Source organism: Mycoplana ramosa (genome assembly GCF_041930185.1).
GTDB classification, from domain to species: Bacteria; Pseudomonadota; Alphaproteobacteria; order Rhizobiales; family Rhizobiaceae; genus Mycoplana; species Mycoplana ramosa.
In genome coordinates this window covers 16,356-38,226 of sequence record NZ_JBHEEW010000007.1, presented here as the reverse complement: position 1 = coordinate 38,226, position 21,871 = coordinate 16,356, and the positions used below count along the sequence as shown (strand labels likewise).

27 protein-coding genes are annotated in these 21,871 nt (G+C 64.4%); all 27 read right to left on the bottom strand.

What is annotated here, in order from left to right; genetic code table 11:
* Positions 1 to 3: 3 nt before the first annotated feature.
* Positions 4 to 786 carry a hypothetical protein gene (locus JNC62_RS10515; protein ID WP_374838500.1) on the bottom strand — a complete coding sequence of 261 codons (783 nt, stop codon included), beginning with the start codon at positions 784 to 786 and terminating at the stop codon, positions 4 to 6.
* Complete coding sequence (locus JNC62_RS10510; protein WP_374838498.1) at positions 776 to 1,858, bottom strand: baseplate J/gp47 family protein; 1,083 nt, start codon at positions 1,856 to 1,858, stop codon at positions 776 to 778. Before JNC62_RS10510 ends, JNC62_RS10515 begins: the two co-directional genes overlap by 11 nt.
* A complete protein-coding gene (locus JNC62_RS10505; protein ID WP_374838496.1) occupies positions 1,830 to 2,366 on the bottom strand; it encodes a phage GP46 family protein in 537 nt (178 codons plus the stop codon). The genes JNC62_RS10510 and JNC62_RS10505 overlap by 29 nt, the downstream gene beginning before the upstream one ends.
* A gap of 5 nt (positions 2,367 to 2,371) precedes the next feature.
* Positions 2,372 to 2,617: a hypothetical protein gene (locus JNC62_RS10500; RefSeq protein WP_374838494.1), complete on the bottom strand. Its 246-nt coding sequence runs from the start codon at positions 2,615 to 2,617 to the stop codon at positions 2,372 to 2,374.
* Between the two features lie 83 nt (positions 2,618 to 2,700).
* Positions 2,701 to 3,162 (bottom strand): phage baseplate assembly protein domain-containing protein, encoded by a 462-nt coding sequence (locus JNC62_RS10495; protein ID WP_374838492.1) that lies wholly within the window; start codon positions 3,160 to 3,162, stop codon positions 2,701 to 2,703.
* An 8-nt stretch (positions 3,163 to 3,170) separates the two neighbouring features.
* Positions 3,171 to 4,220, bottom strand: a complete 1,050-nt coding sequence (locus tag JNC62_RS10490) for a phage baseplate assembly protein (protein WP_374838491.1) — start codon at positions 4,218 to 4,220, stop codon at positions 3,171 to 3,173.
* A 21-nt stretch (positions 4,221 to 4,241) separates the two neighbouring features.
* Positions 4,242 to 4,853, bottom strand: a complete 612-nt coding sequence (locus tag JNC62_RS10485; protein ID WP_374838489.1) for a hypothetical protein — start codon at positions 4,851 to 4,853, stop codon at positions 4,242 to 4,244.
* The gene (locus JNC62_RS10480; protein ID WP_374838487.1) at positions 4,853 to 5,311 is read right to left on the bottom strand and encodes a DNA circularization N-terminal domain-containing protein; all 459 of its coding nucleotides are present in this window, start codon (positions 5,309 to 5,311) and stop codon (positions 4,853 to 4,855) included. Before JNC62_RS10480 ends, JNC62_RS10485 begins: the two co-directional genes overlap by 1 nt.
* Positions 5,311 to 7,182 carry a phage tail tape measure protein gene (locus tag JNC62_RS10475; protein WP_374838485.1) on the bottom strand — a complete coding sequence of 624 codons (1,872 nt, stop codon included), beginning with the start codon at positions 7,180 to 7,182 and terminating at the stop codon, positions 5,311 to 5,313. Before JNC62_RS10475 ends, JNC62_RS10480 begins: the two co-directional genes overlap by 1 nt.
* Positions 7,183 to 7,243: 61 nt before the next feature.
* Positions 7,244 to 7,609, bottom strand: coding sequence for a hypothetical protein (locus JNC62_RS10470; RefSeq protein WP_374838483.1), 366 nt, complete (start codon positions 7,607 to 7,609; stop codon positions 7,244 to 7,246).
* A gap of 3 nt (positions 7,610 to 7,612) precedes the next feature.
* Positions 7,613 to 7,987: a phage tail tube protein gene (locus JNC62_RS10465; protein WP_374838481.1), complete on the bottom strand. Its 375-nt coding sequence runs from the start codon at positions 7,985 to 7,987 to the stop codon at positions 7,613 to 7,615.
* Between the two features lie 29 nt (positions 7,988 to 8,016).
* A complete protein-coding gene (locus JNC62_RS10460) occupies positions 8,017 to 9,513 on the bottom strand; it encodes a phage tail sheath subtilisin-like domain-containing protein (protein ID WP_374838479.1) in 1,497 nt (498 codons plus the stop codon).
* A 27-nt stretch (positions 9,514 to 9,540) separates the two neighbouring features.
* Positions 9,541 to 9,738 carry a hypothetical protein gene (locus JNC62_RS10455; protein ID WP_374838477.1) on the bottom strand — a complete coding sequence of 66 codons (198 nt, stop codon included), beginning with the start codon at positions 9,736 to 9,738 and terminating at the stop codon, positions 9,541 to 9,543.
* A gap of 18 nt (positions 9,739 to 9,756) precedes the next feature.
* The gene (locus JNC62_RS10450) at positions 9,757 to 10,470 is read right to left on the bottom strand and encodes a hypothetical protein (RefSeq protein ID WP_374838475.1); all 714 of its coding nucleotides are present in this window, start codon (positions 10,468 to 10,470) and stop codon (positions 9,757 to 9,759) included.
* Positions 10,470 to 10,877: a hypothetical protein gene (locus JNC62_RS10445; protein ID WP_374838473.1), complete on the bottom strand. Its 408-nt coding sequence runs from the start codon at positions 10,875 to 10,877 to the stop codon at positions 10,470 to 10,472. Before JNC62_RS10445 ends, JNC62_RS10450 begins: the two co-directional genes overlap by 1 nt.
* Before the next feature lies 1 nt (position 10,878).
* The gene (locus JNC62_RS10440; protein WP_374838471.1) at positions 10,879 to 11,214 is read right to left on the bottom strand and encodes a DUF2190 family protein; all 336 of its coding nucleotides are present in this window, start codon (positions 11,212 to 11,214) and stop codon (positions 10,879 to 10,881) included.
* A gap of 66 nt (positions 11,215 to 11,280) precedes the next feature.
* The gene (locus JNC62_RS10435) at positions 11,281 to 12,903 is read right to left on the bottom strand and encodes a phage major capsid protein (protein WP_374838469.1); all 1,623 of its coding nucleotides are present in this window, start codon (positions 12,901 to 12,903) and stop codon (positions 11,281 to 11,283) included.
* An 81-nt stretch (positions 12,904 to 12,984) separates the two neighbouring features.
* Positions 12,985 to 13,611: an HK97 family phage prohead protease gene (locus tag JNC62_RS10430; protein WP_374838468.1), complete on the bottom strand. Its 627-nt coding sequence runs from the start codon at positions 13,609 to 13,611 to the stop codon at positions 12,985 to 12,987.
* Positions 13,604 to 15,094, bottom strand: coding sequence for a phage portal protein (locus tag JNC62_RS10425; protein WP_374838466.1), 1,491 nt, complete (start codon positions 15,092 to 15,094; stop codon positions 13,604 to 13,606). The genes JNC62_RS10430 and JNC62_RS10425 overlap by 8 nt, the downstream gene beginning before the upstream one ends.
* Positions 15,094 to 15,294, bottom strand: coding sequence for a phage head-tail joining protein (locus tag JNC62_RS10420; protein WP_374838464.1), 201 nt, complete (start codon positions 15,292 to 15,294; stop codon positions 15,094 to 15,096). The genes JNC62_RS10425 and JNC62_RS10420 overlap by 1 nt, the downstream gene beginning before the upstream one ends.
* A 2-nt stretch (positions 15,295 to 15,296) precedes the next feature.
* Positions 15,297 to 17,309 (bottom strand): phage terminase large subunit family protein, encoded by a 2,013-nt coding sequence (locus JNC62_RS10415; RefSeq protein ID WP_374838462.1) that lies wholly within the window; start codon positions 17,307 to 17,309, stop codon positions 15,297 to 15,299.
* Positions 17,306 to 17,920 carry a winged helix-turn-helix domain-containing protein gene (locus JNC62_RS10410; protein WP_374838460.1) on the bottom strand — a complete coding sequence of 205 codons (615 nt, stop codon included), beginning with the start codon at positions 17,918 to 17,920 and terminating at the stop codon, positions 17,306 to 17,308. The genes JNC62_RS10415 and JNC62_RS10410 overlap by 4 nt, the downstream gene beginning before the upstream one ends.
* Before the next feature lie 151 nt (positions 17,921 to 18,071).
* Entirely contained in the window at positions 18,072 to 18,608 is a 537-nt protein-coding gene (locus JNC62_RS10405) for a hypothetical protein (protein ID WP_374838459.1), read from the bottom strand.
* Between the two features lie 301 nt (positions 18,609 to 18,909).
* Entirely contained in the window at positions 18,910 to 19,482 is a 573-nt protein-coding gene (gene nusG / locus JNC62_RS10400; protein ID WP_374838457.1) for a transcription termination/antitermination protein NusG, read from the bottom strand.
* Between the two features lie 109 nt (positions 19,483 to 19,591).
* Positions 19,592 to 20,863 carry an LvrA C-terminal domain-related protein gene (locus JNC62_RS10395; RefSeq protein ID WP_374838455.1) on the bottom strand — a complete coding sequence of 424 codons (1,272 nt, stop codon included), beginning with the start codon at positions 20,861 to 20,863 and terminating at the stop codon, positions 19,592 to 19,594.
* Positions 20,860 to 21,588: a hypothetical protein gene (locus JNC62_RS10390; protein ID WP_374838454.1), complete on the bottom strand. Its 729-nt coding sequence runs from the start codon at positions 21,586 to 21,588 to the stop codon at positions 20,860 to 20,862. The genes JNC62_RS10395 and JNC62_RS10390 overlap by 4 nt, the downstream gene beginning before the upstream one ends.
* Positions 21,581 to 21,868 (bottom strand): hypothetical protein, encoded by a 288-nt coding sequence (locus JNC62_RS10385; protein ID WP_374838452.1) that lies wholly within the window; start codon positions 21,866 to 21,868, stop codon positions 21,581 to 21,583. The genes JNC62_RS10390 and JNC62_RS10385 overlap by 8 nt, the downstream gene beginning before the upstream one ends.
* Between the last annotated feature and the right edge of the window lie 3 nt (positions 21,869 to 21,871).

Sequence of the window (21,871 nt, the reverse complement as noted above, 5' to 3'; positions counted from 1 at the left end):
AAACTATAGGGGGACGATCAGCACGTTGCCGAATTCGTCAGTAAGGAGTTGGCCGGTCTCTGTGGTCAGGACACCGTGCGTTCGCCACGGCATGAGAATCGGCAACGTCCAGGCGGGCGCGAGCTTGCGCAGCAGGCACAGGATCTGCTCCGCCTCACCGGTGGAAAACAGCGGGTCATAGCCGCACTCGCTGGTCGCCGCCTCGAAAAAGCCGAGCGCCGCATCGCGCACCCGCACGACCCAGTAAGTCTCCTGATCGCCGGAGGCCGTCTCGTGATAGCCGCCGCACTCGGAAAAGCCGCAACCGAACACGGCCGGCTCCTCGATCTCGATCTCGAAACCGAAGATCGCGGCGATGCGGATGAAATCCTGCGGATGGATGGCCGTCCGGCCGCGAACCATCTCCGCCAGCGCCGACAGCCGCTCTGCGATCGACCGGTCGCCTGTGAAGCAGGGTTCCGGCAGCCCATGATCCCGCTCCCATTCCGGCAGCAGCTCGGCCGCTCCTTGCGGGCTCGCCTCGAGCGCCAGACGGAAAGCGCGACCGTAGAGCCAGGCAAACCCGTCGATCAGCACGCGGGTGAAGCGTGCCAGCACCGAAGAGAGCGGCACGGCTTCGCCATCGGGCGAGCCCCAGGCAGCCCCTTGCGGCCACAATGACAGCGCCGCGGTGATCAGGTCGTCATTCGATGGCCGCGCCAGCGCGTCAAACGGCTCGTCGACCGCAACGCCGCTGTTCGCGGGAAAACCGCGCGAGGTGGTGTGAAACACCGGGTTACGCGACATAAGCGACATCCCCGAGGACGGCATATTCGCCCTCCGTCAGCATCAGGTCGCCGGCCGGCTCCATGAGCACGTGACGGTCCTCTCCGACCGCGCCGGAAATTGCCTCCTCGATCCACGACCGCGACAGCATGAACACATCGCCGCGCACGCCCGGCCTGCCGCGTTCAAACAGGATGGCCGCAACGGCTTCGGAGATCGCGCTGCGCACCGCCGTCGTGTCGGAAGACAGGCCGGCGATAACGAGATTGACCGGCCGCGCGATCGGGGCGGCTGCCACACTGTCATCGACGCGGATCAGCCGCCGGGCGTCGATTGCCGCCTGCACTACCGCGACGTCGCCGCTGGTCGGCATCAGGTTCGGCCGTTCGGCAAAAAGGAACAGCACCGCAACGAACCCGGGCGCGGCAGGGTCGCGAAACGCCCATGCCTTGGCCACGCCCGGAACCGAAAGCGCGATCTGCTCGTAGTCCGTCAGCGAACCGCCGCTCGGCGGATTTCGCTTGCGGACCAGCGCCCGGGCGCGAAGAGCCTCGTCAGTCTCAGCATCCGCGCCGCCGCCAAGGCCATCGCCGCCGATAGTCCATTCGGTCGAAAGCTCAGGCCAGAGCACCGGGTCGGCCAGCGCCAGCACGCCTTCGGCGTCACGGTTCGTCGCCGCCCCCTTGGCCTCGGCCCTCACCTGGAGCGAAATCACCCCGGTCGGGCTGGCAGAGGCGGGCGCGGTCGATGTGTAGGTCATGCTCCCGGAGACGAACCGGACTCCCGCGGGATAGATGGCATCCGGCTCACCCTGACCGAAAATCTGCCCCGCGGCCGAGGCCGCGGGCTTTCGGTAAATTCCGACATCGGCGGCATGGCGCACGAGAAATTGTGCGTCCGCCGTCGAAAGAAACAGCTGCCGCGTCAGGTAGGCCATCCGCAGCTCGAACTCGTGCCCGAGCGCGGCAAGCACCTTCGCGGTGACGGTGACGAAGTTGGTCGCGAGCGCTGAATCGGTCCCCGGCAAGTATTCGCGGAAGGCTCCGCGCACGCGCCTGGAAATGTCAGCGAGCGAGCGGACGGTCCACGCCATCGATCTGCCTCCAGAGGATTTCAAATTTGCGGTTGAAGCTCTGCGCGCCGTCATGCCCGTAGAGCGAAATGTCGAGGGTCAGCCGGCTCGCGGGACGATCGGCCGTGGCCGTCGCCGTCACCCGAACCGCCGCACCCTGGTCGATCAGCGGCTGCAGCGCCTCGGCCGCATAGGCCTCGACCAGCGTCTCGATTCCTTCATGGAGCGCCGAGCGACGCAGCAGCCAGAGGCGCGAGCCGATCGGTGTTTCGCCGGGACCGAGGTCGAAGCTGTCGCCGATCCAGCCGCGATTGACGTCGCCGTCACGCAGCTCGTATGGCTCGACTCGGCGATCGGTCATCAGGCAGATCAGCACCTGCGTCGCCAGCCCCTGTTCAGCGCGAAAGTCACCGGGCGCGGTCGGATGCAACAGGCTGTTGAGGATGAGGTCACCGGCGACCCCATCCCAGCCGAGATCGGGCGAGCGATAAGGCTCCTCGCCGTCGTCGAGCGGTACGATTCTCAGCATGACGCTCAGAAAGCTGGCGTGAAGTCGACAAAGTATTCCTTGCCGAGTTCGAACTGGTCGACGGCCGACGGGTTGGTGATGAGCATTTTCAGCTCACCGGAGGGTGTCCACTTCGACCACTGTTTATTGGCCTCTCCGTTGCCATAAACCGGAATGAGCCGGACCTCAGCCTGGACTGCGGACGGATCATGCTGATGGTGATTGGTGATCGACAGGCACTGGAACTTTGCTCTTACGACGGGTGCACTCATGTGTCTTCTCCTTGTTGAGCGGCTGCGAAGGACCATGCTGGAGGTGAGCCGGTACTCCGGCATGATTGAGCGCCGAAGGCGCCTCAATGGCTGTGATGGTTGGTGTTGCCGCCGTCGTCGATGATCGACCCGGTGGCGTGGATATTGCCGTCGACTTCGAGATTGCCGGAAATCGTCACGTTGCCGGAGATCTTCCACTCGCCGCCGATCATGGTGATGGTCCGGCTCGCGAAGTCCATGATCACCTCCGACATCAGCAGCTTGATGATGTTTCCGTTCGCGTCGTAGATCGCCGTCGCACCATCCGGCAGGCCGGCCGGCCGCTTTTCCGGATGCTCGCCGCCGAGAACATAACCCTCGTCGCTCTCCGCATTCGGGAAAACCAGCAATCCTTTGGCGCCCTTGATCGGCTGCGAGGCAAAGCCGTGCGGCTCCGGACGGTGCAGCCGCGTAAAGCCCTGGCCGTAGCGGCCGCGACCGTCGACGAACTGCTGACCGTTCTTCTCCTCGATCTTGCCGTCGAACTCAAAGCGCGCACCGTTCATATCCGCGTCTATTCCTGTTCCCATGTCGCCTTGATGTTGCCCGGCGCCGTGTAGGCGTCGGCGGAATGGCCGCGCGGGTTCTCGCCGCCATAGCCGCGCGGATCGGCCAGTGACAGTGTCGCCGTCGTGCCGTCTCCGTCATTGCCTTCCTGCTCGAGGGTCACGGACTTGATCAGCATCATGCCGTTGATGCCGACCCAGTCGTCCTGGACATGGACGAGATAGTTCGGCGTCCAGATGATGCCGCCATCATCCCGCCATCCCATGACGGTGACTTCCGCCGTGGCCGCATTGCCAGCGGCGCGTTTCGCTCGCCACTCCGCCCGCCCCTTCATTCGCTCGGTCGTGGCTTCCCCCTCGTGCTGCAGCACCAAGGGCCGCTCGCGCGATACGCCACGATCGGTGGCCACCGCCTGGCCGCGCATCTGCTGCGCGTCGACACCCTCGGACGCCTGCCCGCGCACATGCACCTTGGAGTGGCGACCGCGCTCGCTGAAGGTTGCCGCCGCCCGCTTGATGTTCCTGCCGCGCACCAGCCCCCCGGCATGCGTGCCCGCCGGCCGCGTCGCCAGCTTCAGCTTGCCCTCGGCCGTGTCGTGGATCAGGATGCCTCGCCCCCGCGCCCGCCGCTCGATCGTATGAAACTGGCTTTCGCCGACGCGCAGTCGGTGCACCGGTTCGGTTGGCAACCCGCCGTCATCCTCGACACCGATGCCAAGCCCATCGAATTCGCGGGCGATATCGGCGATCGACTTGTCGCGCACTTCGCCGGTCGGATGGAGCACGGAGCATTCGGTCGCGTCCACCGTGCGCGAAACGAGCGCCACCGACAATGCGCGTGTCTCCGCATCGTGCGACGGGTTCACATCCCGCACATAGCCGGTCAAAACCGTCGTGCTGCCTGCCAGCAAGACCACAGGCTGGCCGACCGAGACCGGCACGCCGAGACCGGCCGGCACGACATTGAGTGTTGCCGTCCGCACCGCCTCTTCGACCGACATCGAAACGGACACCGTCAGGATCGGCGGCAGTCCGGCGACTGTCACAGTTTCAAGCATCTTGCCTTTCCCTAAAACTCGTCAGCCGGCGAGCGCGTCGAAGCTGCCCGGCATCAGCATCGGCGTTGCCGATCCCGCCGTGTCGATGAGCTGCCCCGCCCGCGTCGCGTCGCCATAGAGCTGGTAGGCCAACGCCGTCGACGGCAATGACGTGTTGGTCGTCACCCGCGCCATCGGCGTCGAGTTGGCGGCGATTTCGGACACAAGCCGGATGGCGACCTGCATCAGGGCCCGCAGCCAGGCGTAAAGGCCGGCATCCAGTCGCGCCGCAATCGCATAGGCTAGCTCGGCGGCGTTGCCGAGCCGTGTTCGCGCCGCGCGCGCCGCCGGACGCGACGGCCAGGCGACCCGACCGATCGCCAGAGCCTGCCCGATGGCCGAAAGCAGGGCCAGCGCGTCGCGCGTCTCGCCGGCGGTCTCCGGCAGGGCAAGGGCGGCGAAGCCGCGCCCGTCGCGCACGCTTTCTCCGATGATCCTGACGAGGTCGATGGTTTCCGCCGCGAAAGCGGCGACGCCCAGCGTGTCGGCGGCGTCGATGCGAACGGCAATATCGGCGGCATCATCCGCGTCGGTGACGATCTCGGCGGCCGCCGCCGAAATCCAGGCCAGGATTGCAGTCCGGTCGGCGGCCATCAGAACAGTCCCCCGAAGACGGATTTGACAAGCGAAAGCCCGTTCGAAAACGCAGCCCCCACGTCGCCGATCGTCAGCCCTGCCGCTGTTCCCGGGCGGGGCACGACCGCACGAAAGTCGATGGCGATGAAGCCGTTGCGATCGCGCTCGCGCATGCGTCGCCATTCGAGCACGTGTACCATCTGGCCGCCATCGATCGGCAGCACGAGCATTCCGGGCCCCGGCGCGTCGAGCGCATTCGCCAGGGCATGCGCCCGCACGTCGACGAGATCGCTCGTCACATAGGCGGTGACGTCGAAGATCCGCGTACGCCGGCCCTGGTCTTCGATCACCGAGGTCTCGCCGCCGGCAAACTCGTGCACCGCCGCCCGCCGACCGCCGGCGAGATCCTCGCGCTCGACAAAAAATCTGATGCCGCGAAACGACGCCGGCAGGAGCGTTTTCGTCCAGTCGCGCATCAGTAGCCTCCACCACCGCCGGTCGCACCCGAGACCTCAGGCATGCTGCGACCGGTATCCGCGTTGACCTTGGGCTTGCCAGTCACCGCCGCGTTCGCAACCGTGATCTGCGCGTTGTTGAACCTATTGGCCGCCTGGTGCAGCTTCTCGGCAGCCGCCATGATCGCAGCGCCGACGTCGACCCCAGCAACCTTGAAGAAGGCGGCGCTGTCCTCGATCGCCTGTCCTGCCTCCCGACCGCTCTCGGCGACCTTCTGCGCTGCCTCGGCGCCAGACTGTTTCAGGCCGGTGGCGTCGATCTTGAGGGCCTCCTGCCATTCCGCTTTCGACGGCGTGCGGAAAAGATCCCCGGTCACCTGCCCCATGGAAGCGACGGCCGGTGCTGGCCTTAAGCCAACAGGCAAGCCGTCCAGGCGCTGCGGCATCGACGGGAAGTCGTCGTTCGGGCGCGAGAATGGAACCGGTGTTCCCATCCCGCTGCTGCCCGGGAACTCCGGAATGACAACCCGGCTCCCTTGCCGCCCGGTGGAAGTCTTGTTCTTGCCATCGATATACTGTTGCGCGCGATGGCGCCGGACGAATTCAGGGTCGCTATATCCGCCCTCGATCGCGGCCTGGTCCTTGTCGGCCTGCGAACTCGTCACGCCCCACGCAGTCCGTTCCCACCAACCTTTCAGGCCGCGCTTTTCCAGCCCAACGTTTACGGCGGTATGATAGTCGACGGTGTTCGAGACCGCATCCATGGCCGTAACGCCGCCCATGCCAGCGACGCCACGGCCGATGCTGTTTTTCAGCTTGTCCCAGCTGTTGCCGAGGCGATCGATGCTGGCCTGCGTGTCGCCGGTCACCCTCTGGAGATCGCGCAGCACAGTTCCTTCGACTTCAGACGAGTTGACGGCATCGATGAACCGCTTGTAGCTGTCGGCGCTCGTCATCAGGGACTGCATGCCGAGACGGAACTCCTGGTCGGTGAACAGCAGCGGCAGCTTGGACAGATCACCCTTGATCGCCTCTTTCGACAGCCGGACAAATGCCGCAACGGCGTCCTCGCCATTCTTCCGCGCCGCCTCCATCTCCCTGCGGAGATTGATCCCGAATTCCGCGAACTTCTTGGATGTGTCGGCGGTGAACATTTTGTCGAAGACGTTCTGAGCCTGCGTCGCCGCGCCACTTGCACTGCCGGTGTCTTCACGCAAGGTCTGCAGGATTGCAATCAGCTTCTTGAGGCCGTCCTCGCCCTCATAGCCGAGTGATGCGAACGAGTTCGCAAGCTCAGGGATATAGGTCGCCATGTCCTTCAGCTCGAACTGGCCGGCCTTGCCGCCGGTCACCATGACGTCGAAGGCCTGCTGCATTTGCGAAGTCTCGATCTTCAGCGCAGACGCGGCCTTGATCGCGGTGTTGGCAATATCCTGCGTTGCCGATCCAGACGCCTGGGCAGTCGCCAGAACGGACGGCAGAAAATCCATCGCCTCGCGCAAAGACAGCCCGGACGAAACCAGAGTGTCAACAGCGTCGATCGCACTTTGGACGGGCAACGCCAGGTCCTTGGAGACGTCCTGCATCCGGGTGAAGGCCGCTTCGGTCTCATCCGCACTCGCGTCCGCCGTAATCCCGATGCGCGTCATCTGCCGCTCGACCGAGGCAAAGTCGGTGATTGCCTGCTTGGCGCCGTAGGCGAGCACAGCCGGCGCGGCGTAGCGCCCGATTGCTGCCGCCATCGAGGCCGCGCCGCGCCCGACCATCGACTGCTGGCGGTTGAGAGACGCCGCTTGGCGATTGACCTGCTGCAGACGCCCTGCCAGCGACTGGAACACCTTGCCGGTCCTGTCGACCGCCGAAATTTTCAGCCTGGCTTCGACTTCGCGCATCAGCTCACCCTTTCGCGAAACTCAAGAAATCGGCTCGACCAGTAGAGGATCTGCCGCACGGTCATCTGCTCGACCCGGCTTGCGTCCCAGCCGAATCGGAAGACGAGCCAGTCGGCGTTTTCGCGGGCTCCGGCGGCTCCCGAAAAAAATCGAGCACCGCCTTTTGCAGGGCCACCGCATCGCGCGCGCCTAGCCCCGTCAACTCCTCCGCCGTCGGCTTGACGGCGAGCTTCTGCACGTAACCGTCGACGACATCCGGCAGTGTGATCAGCACCGCCGATCCGTGCGGTCCTGGCTGCCACTGCTGCGGCTCGCCGAGGCCATCCATGAAGATGTCCTTGTAGGTCGGCTCGCGCAGCGTGACGCTGTCGAAGGCGCCTTCGTGCGCCTGATAGCTGCGCGACAGTTTCACGGTGACGTTCGCCACGGTCTACTCCTCGGTCTTTCGATAACCTTCGGCCGCGATCGACAGGCCGGTGACCTCGCCGTTGATGCGGTTCTTCTGCGGATCTCCGACCAGAAATGCCTTGGTGAAGAAGTGCGTCACCCCGGTCGTGTCCTCGATGAAGGTCACGTTGAAGCGATCCGACTTCATCAGCTTGTCGTGGTTGAGTCCGCGGTCGGCGAAGGTGAATTCGGCCCGGCGGGGCTGCGGCGTCATCGTCCGGTCAACCGAACCGTCCTGGTTCGCGATGGCTTCACTGGAGACGCCGGAGGTGTTCATGTTCAGTGTGCCGCGAAGCGAGATCACCTCGCCGCTGGAGAGCTTCATGCGGATCAGCCCGCCGAAATCTTTCTTGCCCATGTGTGCCTGTCCTTTCGTTCGGTTCGGCGTCAGGCCGCAGAGACGGCGCTAAGCTGGCTGTTGGCGACCGCGAGCCCCGCGAAGATGTCCATCGCGTTGACGAAGTCGAGTTCAAGGTGGATGTTGACGCGGTTCGGATTGTCTTTGTCACGCGTGACAACCAGCGCCTGCGTCGCAGCGTCGACATTCTCCAGCACCCCGCTCATCTCGATGTAGGAGTGGATCAGTGTCGCCTTGATATCCTTTGGCGTCGTGATCGCTTCGAGATTATCCGGGTTGTCGTCGGCCAGCCCCTTGTTGGAGTGCTCCGCCGCCAGGTCCGCGCGGAACTTCTTCAGCGCGTACATCAGCTGATACGGCCGTTGGATGTCACGAAACGTCGTATCGGGCGCGCCGTTGGTCGTCTGCTGCTGCGTGATCAGCTTGTCGATCATCACACTGCCGGTGCGGTCGACCTTCCAGGTGGAAACGCCGTTCTTGAGGAAGGCGTCCCGGGTGGCGTAGTCCGGCCAGTAGGCCCGGTCGCGCGGCGCTGTGACACCGTCGACGACAAGGCCGGTCTGGTTGCGCGACACGTCGCCATTGGCGCCGCCGCCAAACCAGGGAGCGACGCGGCCGACGACGGCGGCGATGAACTCATAATCCGGCTCGGCATGGCCGCCCGCTGTAAACCGCGGCACCATCGTCAGGTGCCAGTCGTCCCTGGCGAGACCGGCGGTCGTGATATCGGAGCTGGTGCCCGTCTTCGGATAGAAGAAGTGCCCGTAGAGCTGCTGGGCATAGGACCAGCGGCCGGCGATGTTGTTGAGGAAGCTTGAGGCGAGCGTCAGGTTCGCCGTGTCGCCGAAGGCAGAAATGATTGTCTCGAACGGATTGTCGCTCATCGACGCCAGCACGTTGGCGATCGAGGGCACCCCGGCCCCTGGCGTCGTCGTCGCCAACGTGACATTGGCACCGGCGAACGCGTTCACCCCGTCGGTCACCGGCACGAAGATATCGATCCCCGATGCAAACGCACCGGGATGGCGCGCCGTCAGTGTAACGACAGCGGCAGCCGCGGTCGCCGTGAACGGCAGCGAGCGCTTCGACAGCCGGTCGTAATAAACGTTGATCGCCGCCGCGAGCGCCGCGGCGACTACCGTCGTTGTGGCACCCGCGGCGATGGTGACCGTGATCGGCCGGCCGGCGATGAGGATCGTACCCTGGCCGCCGGAAGCCGGCACGGTGGCGATGGTGATCGTGCGGACCTCCGGCGTGCCCGACGCCGCGACGTTACCGATCCAGATCTCCTGTGCCGGCGCATTGCGCCGCGCGGCAAGATACATCGACTCCAGCATTGAGCCTGCGCCGCAAAGAAGGCGTGCATCAAGTTCACTGTTGCAGGGCGCGATCGACCCGGCTGCGAGCGCAGCACCGGCGGTATTGGCATGGCCGAGCAGGATGACGCGGCTCTCATTCTCGAATTGCCCGCCGCTCGTCACGTCGAAGGCGAGGATCGGCGCGGTCAGGTTGGCCGGAATATTCATGGCTGTAAGCTCCTGAGGGTGACGGGTTTACTTCTTCGGCTTTCCGGCCGGTGGGTCCGCCGGGGTGACCGTATCATCGGGCACCAGCTCGAGGTCGCCGTCCTTGACGAGCCGCGCCTGGTAGGGGTTGGAGAAATCGACCGGCAGGCCGTCGGCCGGCCAGTCGGAGTTACTGAAAGGCACGGCGACGCGCCGGCCGGGCGCCGGGCGATAGAGAGTGGACATCGCGGACCTCCGGATGGATCAGGGTTGCGGAAAGGCTTCGCCCGTCACGTCAGGCGACGTCTGGATCACGGCATTTTCGAGCCACGGGACGGACTGCTGCGCGAAATGCGCCGCCAGCGCCGTCAGCTTGGCCCGCGCATAGGATTGCGCCGGCAGGTGCTTGAGCAGCGTCCGGCACGGCTCCGGCAGCTCGCCGTCCGGAACGTCGAAATCGTCGTCACGGATGTCGCAGTGCAGCCGGATCGTCTGCCGCTGCCAGCGCAGCCCAAGCTCTGGCGCGGCGAAGGTCTTGACCTCGACATTGGTCACGGCCCTCACGATCCGGCGAAACAGCGATCCAGACGGCGCATGTTCGAGCAGGTAACGCACCTGCGACGTCAGCGCGGCCAGCACCAGGCGCGCATCGGGATCATCTTCAGCAAGTGCATCTGTGAACTGCTCGCCGCCATCGTTCATACCGACCGATAGCTCCGCGACGATATCGATAACCGCGTCGACTTCTCGATCAGCAGCGTCCGACAATGCGCTTCGCAAGCGCGACCCGCTTTCGACCGAGTAGAGTGCGAGCACCGGCGTGAAAGGCGCGCGCGGCAAGAGATCCTGCAGCGGGACAGCACGACTGTCGTAAACCCGTCCACCTGCCAAAGTAGGGTAGCCGGCGCCGCCTTTGATTGCAGCAGTGGGGCAGAGCACCTCAATAGCGGCGAGCCGAACGGCTTCAGCTGCGAGCATCAGGTTGATTCCGCAATAGGCTGCACGCGATTGAGCGTGGCAAGGATCGTTCCGACGCCATCGGGCCTGGAACTGGAAATCTGAAACGCTTGCCCGTCACGAAGACGGACGAGAACGGTCTCGGATGATAACTCCCGCCCTTCCACTTCGCGGATCGACGCAGTGATGGCAGGTGATGCATGCAGCATCCTGCCCTGCCCTGTCAGCGGCCGCAGTGTCGCGTCCGTTTCGGAAAGGGTATTTTCGAAGAAGCAGGCGACAGTTTCAAAGGCTGACGCGAGATCTGGCTCCGCCTTGGCGTTGACGCCGCCCAAACGTACGAGCGGAACCACCTTCACGGCATCGCCATGAACGCTCTCAACAACGGCGCGGCTTGCCCGCGCCAGCCTCTGAAACACACCGTCCATGTTAGACCGTCGTCGCACCGAGTTTGAGTTTGACGGTCGGTGACGGATTGGCTGCCGCCTCGACGGCGATGCCGACCAGCGTGTTGCCGGTGGTGGTCTTGGTGACGACCTTGGCTGCGGCGTCCCAGTAAACCTTGTCGCCGACCGCGATTGCCAGCGCCGAAACTTTCGGAAGCTCGAATACGCCTTCAGTCGATATGGAAACCGCCTCGCCTTCGAGCGCCGCGGCAGCCGTCACGCCGACGAGAGAGCCTATCACGACGATGAGACCGGAAGTCACGCCACCGGCGGGCGCCGAAATGTCGATCGACTTTCCGGGCTGAATGAAGTTTTTCATGTCCGTATCCTCTTGATGTCTGAATTGCCGTCGCATCGGACAGCGATGGAAAGGGGTCGCCCCGGCTTATGCGCCGGGGTTCTTGTAGCCGCCGCGGAAGTCTACGGCGCCGAAACCGATGTCGTGCTCGACGGTCATCCCAACGCCCTGCGTTCCGAACGGCTCTTCGATGCGGATACGCGGCGCGGTGTAGCCGTCGAGTAGGCCCCACTGGTAGACCGGCGCCTCATCCGGGCTGGCAAAGAGATACCAGGCATTGCCGGTCAGTTCGGCCGCGACGACGGGCTCAAGCGTGCCGACGTGCGGATTGACCTTGACCGAGTCGTTGGCCAGGATCGGCGCCAGGTACTGCAGCGCCTCGGTTTCCTTGTCCGGCGAGACGAGGAGGATCGACGGCTGGATGTTCAGCGTCGCGTCGTCGAGGCCCTTCTGCTTGCGCATCGCAGCCTTGCCCGCGCCGATGCTGGCGACGGTGATCGCCGCACCAGCTCCGGCCAGGTTGCCATGGTCGGCGTGGAACACCACCTTGCCGTCGGAGAGCTTCGTGTTGGCGGAGAGCTTCATCGCGTAGAAGGTGATCTCCTCGAAGCGGGCGACGGTACGGCCATAGCCGCCCAGCACTTCGCCGATCGCACCGAGGCGGTCGTTGACCATCATCTGACGGCTAACCCGGATACCCTTGGCATACGGCAGGACGGCAATCTGCTCCTTGCTTTCGCCGAACGTGCCGAACTTGATCTCGCCGGATTCCGTCAGCTTCTCCAGCATCGGGAATTCACCGACGGAGACCGCATAGTGGGGACGGAAGTCGACGAAATCCCGACGCCGGGCAATGCGGCGATAGGTCGGCTCGGCCAGCGCGTAGCGGCGCTCCAGCACCGTGTTGATGGCGCTGGAGAAGATGGCCGGGAAATCGCTCCCGCTGTGGAAGGCACGGGTGAGGACTTCTTCACGCTCGCGCACGGACCGGACGGAACCGCGATGGCCGATCGATGCCGCGGCAAAGTCGACCAGGTCCTGATTGTCCATGAAGCCGCGTGCCATGGAGAGCGCGTCGCCGGTCGGCTGCTCGGCGCCGCCCATGCGGAAGGTCATCGCCGTCAGCATACCCGAGCGACGGGTCTCGACTTCGTCGCGGATCACGCGGCCGGGGCTCGTCTGGGTTCCGCTGGCGCGTTCGGCCATGAAGTCGAAGGCGCGGGCCCGGAAGGCGTCGAGGCTGTCACCGTTGCGAATGGCGGTCTGGATGGCGTCGGTGTCCATGCCGGCACGGGTGCCGACGTCGAGAATATCGGCCGCACGCGCTGCTTCTGCAGACCGCTGCGCTGGCGAATTGTTGGCCGCAGCCTCCTCGGCTTCCTTCGCGGCGATGTCGGCGCGGAGCTTCTCGATGTCGGCGAGGATCTTCTTGTGGTCTTCCTCGATGGCACGTGCCGCTTCCGCTGGCGTGTCGTCCTTCAGTTCGGCAATCTTGTCGGATGCCCGCTTGATGAGCCCTTCGAGATCAACGCGCATCGCGACGAGCGCACTGGCGAAGTAGTTGGCATTGTTGCTCAGGAGGTCGCCCAGCGAGAAACCGGGAGCGTGCGAAGCAGGCACCGCCGCATAAACGGCGGGAGCCATGGCGACGAATGCGAGGGCAGCGACAGCCAGCGTGCAGGCGATCGCCAGTACGTTCATCTTTTTCATCGTGTTTTCCTAAGGAAAGAGCCTAGCCCACAGGCAGGAACGGGCGCCGCCTGCATGGCGGATATGGTGATAGCTCGGACGCTATCGTGCCAATTCGGCTTGCCGCTGCATGAGGTTCATGCGCATGCGGCAGATGGAATTGCCTTCCGAAGCGGGATGGATGACGCGGCAGCTGTACAGGGCATCGCCCGCACCCGATCGGACCTGTGCCCCCGGATCGGCAGGAACCGGAACGGCGGAAATCTCAAAGGGCTCCCAGTCGATCACCCGGTGCAGCGGGATCTTGCCCTCGCGCTCCATCTTCTCGACCGCATAGATCCGGTAGCCGACCGAAATGTTGCTGACCGTTCCTTCCTTGATCTTCGCGACGCGATCAACGGTATCGGGGGCCGACGACAGTAGAACCCTGGCATACCCCTTCCCCCCCTCGAGGCGCGCGCTCCCCTTGACGACGGACCCGATCACATCGGACAGGCTCCAGCGGCCATGGGTGTCGAGCAGCGGCGCGCCGGCGTTGAGGCGATCGAGCCGAACGCTGTTTGCATCGACGATCAGCTCCTCGTCGAACTCGCCGTCCATCCACGTGACGCGGCGAACGGTGGCACCGGCGGTCCAGACGACCTCGACGGTATTGTCCGCCTCATTGAAAGAGGCCGCACGGACCTCGGCGTCACGCGTCATCTGCGGAAGCCTGATGATCTCACTCATCCTGATTACCCCCAGCCGGAACTGCCGGCGTTGCACTTCCGCCGCCCTTCCATGGGCGCCGCGGATCGATGTCGAGCGGAACGCTGTTCTGGTCGACGAAACTGAAGAAAGAGTCGAAGTCGGTGACGACCTTGCGCCAGTCCCGACCCCAGGCGGAGATAAACTCCTGAGGGGACATGCGGCCGGAGCGGACGGCGAGAATGTCCGCTTCGAGATCCTTCTTCGGATCGATCGGCTCGACTGCCGGCATGACATGGTCGACCCTGTAGCCATCCTTGCGCGGCCGGAGTTTACCGGCCATGACGGCCAGCTCCTCGAACCTGCGGTCCACCTTCCGGCAGACCATCGGCACGAACACGCCCCACTGGAGTTGCTCGACGATGCGTCGAAATTCGATCTTGCCGGCCCGCAACGACGAGTAATTCGCCTGGCTCAGGTCGCCGGTGAGCTGGTCATAGGTCAACCCGGCGCCGGCGGCGATCGCCATCAGGCCCGCCTTGTAGGCATCACCGAATACCGACTGTGAGGACGGATTGGCGAAGACGATTTCGGCGTCCCCGATGTCCTGAATCTGGCCGGGCTCGATGCGCGTCACCTTGCTGCCGGGCTCGCTGCTATCGGCTTTTGCCGCGAACGGGCTCACCCCGCCCGGCTGCCGCTTGATGAACCCGGCGAAGCTCGCCTGGGTTCGCTGCTGGACGATCGCCGCTTCCATGAGATCCTGTATCTCCTTGGCCGGGAGAAGGATCGGCGCGAACCAGGTGACACCACGGACCTGGCCGATGCGAAGCGGTCGATAAAGGTGACAAAGGTCCTCCCACTCGACGAACTGCGACGGCTCGATGCTGGCCAGCCCGGTCTCACCCGGGTGCGAGCGGTGCAGGTAAAGCCCCTGCCGCGCACCCCAGTCGCCCAGCTTGACGCCAAGGCGCACCGTTCCATCCGGGACGGCATCTCGACTGGTATCGATCGAATCGCCCTCGAGTGATTGCAGCCGCAGTGCCACTCCCCTGCCGGCATCGGCAAGACTGATGGGGATCATCCGCTGGACGCTGTCGCCGCCTTCGATCATCGAGCGCAGCAGCAAGGCTTGCTGCCCGCCGTAATCGAGAACGCCCTCGACGTCCGATTGTGCTTCCCACTCTTCGCGAAGCAGCTTGTAGCGGTTGTCGTCACGATCCGAGCCGGTGTTCGGGACCGTCATGATGCCGGTTCCGATCACATGCGAGGTCATGACATCGAGGATACGCTGCCCCGCCCAGCTGTTGCGGACGAAATCCCGGGCGCGGTCGCGCAGCGTGACGAACCCGGTTGCCACTTCCGCATTGGCCGACGTCCCGCGCGCCCGCCAGCTTCGGTTGCGGCGACCATGCTGGGCGGCCGCATAGTCGCGATGCCAGGCGCTCAGCACCTGGCGTGCAGCGGCGCGCTGAACGCCGGCCTGCGGGTTGAAGAAGGAAACGAACCGGTCGAGGACGTTCATCAGTAACCGCCGTGGTATTCGGAGAAGATCGCACCGCCACCATTGGCGCCGCCCTCGAGTTCGCCCTTGATGATGTCGCGGGCCCGCAAGAGATCGGTCACGCTCTGATATTCGACCTCATGCGTCTGGAACCGGACGCGCTTCGCTCCGGTCGCGATCGCGGTGTTGATCGCGTCGAGGTCTGCCTGCGTCCAAGCCATGTTCAACGATCCCAGAATGAATTGTCAGTCGAGTACCAGCCTTCATCACGGCCCGCGTCCTGCGGCTCGGCGGTGGCAGGCACCTCGGCAGCCTCGGTGCTCGGCGCGGCCGCCCGGACCTGATGAGTTGCGATGATCGGGGCCGGCGCGAACAAGTCGGCATCGATCGCGTCTGCGGGAACACCCCGGATCGATGCCAGCTGCGACCACTCCTGCGGCGTCATTCGCGAGATCCCGAGGTATTCGCCGAGCGCGTCGCCATAGACCTCGCAGTCAAGCAGGTGATTCTCGTAGCCGACCCGCGGTATCCACTTCTGGCGGCTGCGCCCCTTGAACTTTTCCGTTCCCAGATACTCGGAGGTAATCTGCCGAAAATAGACCTCGTCCATCCATCCGCCGAAGTGGCAATACCCCGGCGGATCGGTATCCTGTCCCGCGGCCCTACCCTCCTTGCGAAGGTTCGAGTAGAAGGCCCCCTTCAGCGACCAGGTGCCGACACCCCAGAGCATGACGCCGTTTCGGATGCGCTGGCCGTTGTAGTTGATATCGACCGGCTTCGGCTGGCCGATTGGCGGCCTGGACCAGCCGTCCAGACCATCGAGTGCGAAAACGCCGGCCTTGCCGCGACACCAGGTGTAGACGACATGGCTCCGGTATCCGGAGTCGATCCCGAAGGCGTCCACCGTGCGGCGCTGACCGAACGCATCCGGCCATTGCTTCGTCCGCAGCTCCTCGAGCTTCAGGAAGGCGCCCGCGTGGGGATCGTCCGTCGCCCCCTCGATATAGCCGGCGTCCACCCGCCAACTCTGCCGATCCGGGCTGAACGCCTTGAACAGATACCAGATGCCGTTCATCTGGACGTCCGCCGTGCCGACGAAGACGAGACCATGGGCCGGAATATGCCCGCGCTTCAGGTCAGGCTCGCGGCGCTCCATCAGCCGGACGTGATCGGGCGCGTCACCCTTCATGTCGAACGCCATACCGAGCGTCAGGTTGTAGAACACCTTCAGCTTGAGCGGATCGCCGTTGCACTCGGCAAACCGCGATGCAATCTTCTCCCACGGCACGAAGGGAGAGGTCAGGGCGTCGAAATGGTAGGACGGATAGGCGCCCGGCCGCGAGGCCTCGGGCACCCATTGGCCCTTCTTCATCAGCCCGATTTTCTCATGCGGCAGGATGACCGTTCCGCAGCACGGTGTCGCATAGTACGGATCGTGCGGGAACTCGTCGGCAAACTTGAAATACTTCCGGTCGAAGACGAACTTGAACGGCTCGCCGCAACCCGGACACGGCATCTTCCAGTAACGCTGGTCGCCGCCCTCGAAGTAGCTTTCGATCTTCGACGAGCCCTTGACGGTCGGCGTCGAGATGTACATCCGCAGCCATTCGCCGGACATCAGGAAGCTTTCCTGACGCGCCTCCACCATCCCGATCGGGTCGCCCTGTCCGTCGAGATCGTCCGGGTACTCGTCGACCTCGTCGAGAAAAGCTTTTCGGATGGTCGACGAGCGGAGATCCGCCGCGGAGTTCGCAATCGCGAGCTTCAGCGATCCGCCCGGGAACCGCTTCGCCTGCGCCGTCGAGCCTTCGCCGGAACGGGACGTCTGGTCCTTGACGAGCCGCTTCAGCGTCGGTGACTGCTGGATGGCAACCGACAGTTTCTCGCGGTTGAACTCGGCCAGCGCACCAGTCGTCGGCTGCACGATCATCATGCGACACGGATCGATCGCGATGAAGTGCGACACCGATGCCAGGAGCAGCGTCGTGAAACCGGTCTGCGCCGACTTGCGCACGGCGATCTCGTTGATGCCGCTTTCCGTCATCGAGAGCATGAGCGGCTCTGCGATGTAGGGCGTCAGGCTGTCGTCCCACAGCTCGCCGGCGCGCGGCCCGTCCGGAACCACCAGATTTTTGCGGGCGAACTCCACCGCCGACACCTGCTCGGCCGGCATGATCGTCGATGACAGCCCGGCCGCAATGACGGCAATGGCGGACTTGCGAAGCGAAAGCTTCATGCCTCGTCCTCGAAATCGATGTCGATCTGGATCCCCGTCTTCTCTGCCTGCTCGGCCTCCCCCGCCAGGGCAGCAAGCCTGCCGGCGATCAACTCACGCTGTTCACGGATCTTGCGCCGGAGGAGCCGGCGCAACGCCGGTTCCCCTTCCCGCGCTGCCTCAAGCAGTTCCGAAACCCAGTTCAGCGGCGCGCCAAGGTCGCGCACGACGAGCTCGGAGACCTTCATCAGTGCGGTCTCGATGCCGTGATCGCCGCGAAGCGGCACCAGCTGCCCGGTGCGCTCCGCGAAATCGAGCGCCTTCAACTTCGCCTCGTAATGGGCGCGATCGGCCTGGGCATCGCGGAGCGTGCCGTTGATGGACTGCGGCGCCGCCCCCTGCCGCTTCGTCTCCGCGCCAATCTCCCGCGCGCCGTCGCCGATCTGACCGACGATCCGGTCATAGGTCGCAAGCTCAACGAGCCGCTTGCGGCCGTCGCGTCGGGTGATCAGCCGCCCTTCTCGCTCGAGCCTGTCAATGCGCTCGGAGAGCGACTGCCGCGACACACCCTTCTGCTGCGCGAGCTGTGCAACGCTGATCCAGACGCCGTCAGGCCCGCTGTTGGTATCCATCGTTCGTGCTCGTCAGGTCTCGTCAGGTTTGTAAGGGCCTTGTCAGGGTTGTCAGGTCAGCTTTTCGGACCCGGTTACTAGCAAAACCCCGGGGTCGCCCCGGCCCGTTTGGGGGAGGTGCCCGGGAAGGACCCATTGACCCCTCCGGGGGTCACCGGGCGATGAGGCGCTCGATCTCGTGAAGGACGCGGGGTGCAAGGTGGTCTTTGATCAGCTCCGCCAGCACCTCGAGGAACTCGTCCGGGTTGTTCGTCACGTCGTGGGCCGGGTTGGCGCCGAACAGTTCATGGATCGGCAGCCTGCTCTTCCCATCGCGCATCATGACGGCGGTGTGACCGCTTGCCATCTTGGCGATGAACGCGGACTTGTAGGAGCCGCGAGACTTGACCGTCACCCCCGTTGATGTCTGCCGGGCGCCCAGCTTGTAGAGGCCGATCCAACCCGACTTCTCGACGACCTCGATCGTATTACCACCGGCATTGAGGTGCGCCTTTGTCAGTGCCTGCACCATGCGAACCGGAACTTTTGTCCGCTCGCTGGAGCGCTTGACGACGCGTGTTCGCGCCATCGTCCGCATCCGGCTCATGGCCCGGGCAAACGCCTTGGCCTTGACCTCGCCCGGCAAACGGGCAATCGCCCGCCCGAGCAGTTCGAGTTCGGATGCGTCGAAATGAAGTTCGGCTCCCATACCCTATAAACAACAAAGGCGGCCTCTCGGCCGCCTCGCTGCTCACCGTGGCGACCGCCGGGCCGCGCAAGATGCAAGGTTCGTACAGATGGCTGCTATCCCGGAACAGCACCTCGCATCACCACCAACAGTCAAGAGATCATAGCTTGCGCACTGGCCCTGAATCGGTGCCTCGCGATCGAGGCTGTCAGGGCGGGGGCTGGTGGACGGGTCCCTGCAGGTCCTTACCTGCTCTGCCTCGATTGGTCATCGAGGGATCGGAGGGGCGTCGCGTCCAGCTCGTCCGCTGATGGAACTCGTCTCATAGCTTCTTCAGAAACGCAAGAGGCATGGAGTCGATCTCGAACGGACGGCCACCCACGTTGATCAGGACACGCGCCCGCGCATGTCGTGACCATTTCACCGACAGGACGAGGCAGGTGAACCCGGCGAACGGCCCCAGCACGATGTCGGCCCTGTCACCATCCTTGAACGTCTTGTCGGTCGCCACGCGCGGCGCCTCCAGGCCAGCGGCTATCCGCTTGAATACAGAAATATCCTCATCGTGAATCACATGCGGCCCATTGGCCCCGCCGACGATGTCAAAGACGTGCTTGACGCGCCGCAAACCATAGAACGCCTCCGCCGAAAACCGGCAGCGAACGAACACGTAGCTTGGGATGAAGGCACGATCCGGAGCTTGGATGCGGACGCCCCTGCGCATCACGAATTGCCCCTTTTCGCGTGGCGCGAGCGCCTCGACATCCGCATCCGACAGGATGTTTTCCACTGCAAATTCTCGGCCCGTCTCGACATGGAGGCAGAGCCAGCGGCCCGAATCAACTGCCGATTCGGTCACGGAGCGCGATGCGGCGCGCAGATCGCGCACCACCATCCGCGCCCGTTGCTCCGCTCGCTGCTGGCGCGCATAGGCCCGGTCGCGCTCTCCTGCCGAAAGCTCGGCTTCGATAAGCGGGCGATATCCGATCTTCGATCCACGGAACCTATGCTGCATGTTCATCGCCTCGCACCTCTCTCAGCTTGTCTCGGTATCGTTCCAGCGCGGCGAGCGCCGCATCGTCATCGCCGCCACTGGTCGGTGGCAGACAGATCCATTCAGCCTTGCCCATGTCTGGCCATGCCCAGCCCATGCGATCATGCAAGCGGCGCCACGCGGCCACCTCCGGAGAGCCAACGTGATAGCTCCGAAAGTCCTCCGAAATAGCGACGATGTCGGCAGGGATGGCAGTCCCCTGACGTTCTCCATACATCCGCGCGACATCCGGCCAGGCGTGCTGCTGCCGATGCTGCTTGCGGACGAGGTCTGCCATTGGCCCGCCGCCCCTCACGACCGCCTCAAGAGTCCTCGTCATAGGCGGTGGTGAGCGCTCCGGGCCGAGCAAAACGGCATAGACGCGCCCCTGCCATGCCTTGGAGAATGGCTTATGCAGCGTCGGAGGGTTGGTAGCCGCTTGCAAAACCGCATCAGGCACACGCTCCCACATCCGCTGCGTCAGGTACGTCGAGGCCTTCTTCACCATCGTGCGGCCCATTCCGCCCTTGCCGCCCTTGCCAAGCACGCGCTCCAGCCAAATTGGCGTCTTTTCCTCGCATTCCCGTCTTTGCTGTGGCGATAGCGAGTTCCAGGCGCTCCTGGTACGCGTCTCGTCGTCAGCCTCAAAGGTTGGCCATCTGGACCACCATTGCCGAAATCGACGTTCAAGTGCTTTTGGACTTTCTTCCTCATCAGTTTCATCGCGCGCATGCGCTTTCTCTCTCGGAAGATCATCAGGAGTTAAACAGGAGTCGTTAATAGGTGCCGGTCCAGAGTCGGCAGGGGGTGCCGACCCAGAGCCGGCAGGGGGTGCCGATATATCGGCAGGGGGTGCCGGTATACCGGCAGGGGTGGCCCCCTCTCCTTCTGCCGAAATAGGATTGAATTCCTCTGCGTCGGAACGGTCCCAACCGTCGAATACGGCCTCCGGTGTCTCGATGTCATAGACAACGCGATACCAGTGTGCGCTGTCGCGACCGTTTTCGCTGATGACCTCCCGGCGCTCCACGCCGCCGATCTCGACGAGCCTGTCGATGGATGCCTGCACCGTGGAGCGGGCGCAGGAAAGCTCCTCAGCCATCTTCACCTGGCTGCGGCGGCACCAGCCATGCTTGCGGCTGGTGTGGCGGCCGAGCAGGCAGAGCACCTGCAGGTCACGCCCCTTCAGGCGCGGATCGGTTACGATCCAGCCAGGGATTATCGAGAAACGTGCGTCGCTCACGCTGCCCTCCTGATCTGGGAAAACGCATGCCCGCCCCATTGCGCCGCCATTGCCTCAGCAATGCCGGCGAAGAAGCGCGAGCGTTCCTTTGCCCGGTTCGGTCCCGGCGGCATGCGGTGGACACGCGACCACGCCTTGTGCTCGGCCGTGCCACGCGACGGCGGCGTCAGCCGGTTCGTCGCGATCAGCGGCGGCAGGTTGCGCAGATATAGCCCGGTCGCCTTGAAGAACGGCTCACCGAACCACCACGGCTGCACTGTCTGCGCTGGCGGCCGGAAGTCGACGATCCGCCCCTTTGCATGTCGGTGCATAACCGGGTTTTCGATCGCGATGCGCTCGATCGGCGCGTTCCAGAAGGCGGAGAACAGCGCGGCGCCTTCGTCGAGAAGCCGCCACATGATGGCAAGGCGCGCCTCGCGACCAAGCATCGGCCAGGCGCTCCTTTCCTCGTCGGTTGCAGCCTCCGGCGCGTTCGTCGGCGGCTCGTCGAGCCAACGCACACCGGAATTGCACAACCGCGTGCAGGGCGGATGGGCGACGAACAGCAGATCCCAGCCATTGTCGAGCAGGTCACGCGCATCGCCGCGGATATGCCGGTTGCTGCCATCCTCGGCCGGCAACAGGTCGCACGACCAGGCGTCGTAACCTTCGGCCAGGAAGGCGTTGCGCACCGTGCCGGAGAACTCACAGGCGACGAGGATTCGAAGCGAGGAACGATCAGCCATCGGAACGTTCCTCCCGCTTCCACACGCCGCCATAGTCGACGACGACCGAACGCATAGACGCCTCGCTGCCGACAAAGACCGGTGGCTGCGTCTTGCCGCTGAAGACAGAGAGGAACACGCGCCCGGTGCGGAGGATCTCCGCCAGCTCGTCGGCGTCAAACTCCCAACAGGAGACCGAGCAGAACCCGTTGGTGTAGGTCGCAAGGTCGCTGACGTTCTCGGAACCCTCAGGCGCGCGCAACAGCATGTTCGCGCCGCTGAAATTGACAGGCTGCGCCATGCC

Bases quoted from the DNA above. Each gene is read 5' to 3' on its own strand.
- JNC62_RS10515 (WP_374838500.1), bottom strand. From the start codon at position 786: ATGTCGCGTAACCCGGTGTTTCACACCACCTCGCGCGGTTTTCCCGCG.
- JNC62_RS10510 (WP_374838498.1), bottom strand. From the start codon at position 1,858: ATGGCGTGGACCGTCCGCTCGCTCGCTGACATTTCCAGGCGCGTGCGC.
- JNC62_RS10505 (WP_374838496.1), bottom strand. From the start codon at position 2,366: ATGCTGAGAATCGTACCGCTCGACGACGGCGAGGAGCCTTATCGCTCG.
- JNC62_RS10500 (WP_374838494.1), bottom strand. From the start codon at position 2,617: ATGAGTGCACCCGTCGTAAGAGCAAAGTTCCAGTGCCTGTCGATCACC.
- JNC62_RS10495 (WP_374838492.1), bottom strand. From the start codon at position 3,162: ATGAACGGTGCGCGCTTTGAGTTCGACGGCAAGATCGAGGAGAAGAAC.
- JNC62_RS10490 (WP_374838491.1), bottom strand. From the start codon at position 4,220: ATGCTTGAAACTGTGACAGTCGCCGGACTGCCGCCGATCCTGACGGTG.
- JNC62_RS10485 (WP_374838489.1), bottom strand. From the start codon at position 4,853: ATGGCCGCCGACCGGACTGCAATCCTGGCCTGGATTTCGGCGGCGGCC.
- JNC62_RS10480 (WP_374838487.1), bottom strand. From the start codon at position 5,311: ATGCGCGACTGGACGAAAACGCTCCTGCCGGCGTCGTTTCGCGGCATC.
- JNC62_RS10475 (WP_374838485.1), bottom strand. From the start codon at position 7,182: ATGCGCGAAGTCGAAGCCAGGCTGAAAATTTCGGCGGTCGACAGGACC.
- JNC62_RS10465 (WP_374838481.1), bottom strand. From the start codon at position 7,987: ATGGGCAAGAAAGATTTCGGCGGGCTGATCCGCATGAAGCTCTCCAGC.
- JNC62_RS10460 (WP_374838479.1), bottom strand. From the start codon at position 9,513: ATGAATATTCCGGCCAACCTGACCGCGCCGATCCTCGCCTTCGACGTG.
- JNC62_RS10455 (WP_374838477.1), bottom strand. From the start codon at position 9,738: ATGTCCACTCTCTATCGCCCGGCGCCCGGCCGGCGCGTCGCCGTGCCT.
- JNC62_RS10450 (WP_374838475.1), bottom strand. From the start codon at position 10,470: ATGCTCGCAGCTGAAGCCGTTCGGCTCGCCGCTATTGAGGTGCTCTGC.
- JNC62_RS10445 (WP_374838473.1), bottom strand. From the start codon at position 10,877: ATGGACGGTGTGTTTCAGAGGCTGGCGCGGGCAAGCCGCGCCGTTGTT.
- JNC62_RS10440 (WP_374838471.1), bottom strand. From the start codon at position 11,214: ATGAAAAACTTCATTCAGCCCGGAAAGTCGATCGACATTTCGGCGCCC.
- JNC62_RS10435 (WP_374838469.1), bottom strand. From the start codon at position 12,903: ATGAAAAAGATGAACGTACTGGCGATCGCCTGCACGCTGGCTGTCGCT.
- JNC62_RS10430 (WP_374838468.1), bottom strand. From the start codon at position 13,611: ATGAGTGAGATCATCAGGCTTCCGCAGATGACGCGTGACGCCGAGGTC.
- JNC62_RS10425 (WP_374838466.1), bottom strand. From the start codon at position 15,094: ATGAACGTCCTCGACCGGTTCGTTTCCTTCTTCAACCCGCAGGCCGGC.
- JNC62_RS10420 (WP_374838464.1), bottom strand. From the start codon at position 15,294: ATGGCTTGGACGCAGGCAGACCTCGACGCGATCAACACCGCGATCGCG.
- JNC62_RS10415 (WP_374838462.1), bottom strand. From the start codon at position 17,309: ATGAAGCTTTCGCTTCGCAAGTCCGCCATTGCCGTCATTGCGGCCGGG.
- JNC62_RS10410 (WP_374838460.1), bottom strand. From the start codon at position 17,920: ATGGATACCAACAGCGGGCCTGACGGCGTCTGGATCAGCGTTGCACAG.
- JNC62_RS10405 (WP_374838459.1), bottom strand. From the start codon at position 18,608: ATGGGAGCCGAACTTCATTTCGACGCATCCGAACTCGAACTGCTCGGG.
- nusG (WP_374838457.1), bottom strand. From the start codon at position 19,482: ATGGTGGTGCGCGATCTGCGCGCCGCATCGCGCTCCGTGACCGAATCG.
- JNC62_RS10390 (WP_374838454.1), bottom strand. From the start codon at position 21,588: ATGGCTGATCGTTCCTCGCTTCGAATCCTCGTCGCCTGTGAGTTCTCC.
- JNC62_RS10385 (WP_374838452.1), bottom strand. From the start codon at position 21,868: ATGGCGCAGCCTGTCAATTTCAGCGGCGCGAACATGCTGTTGCGCGCG.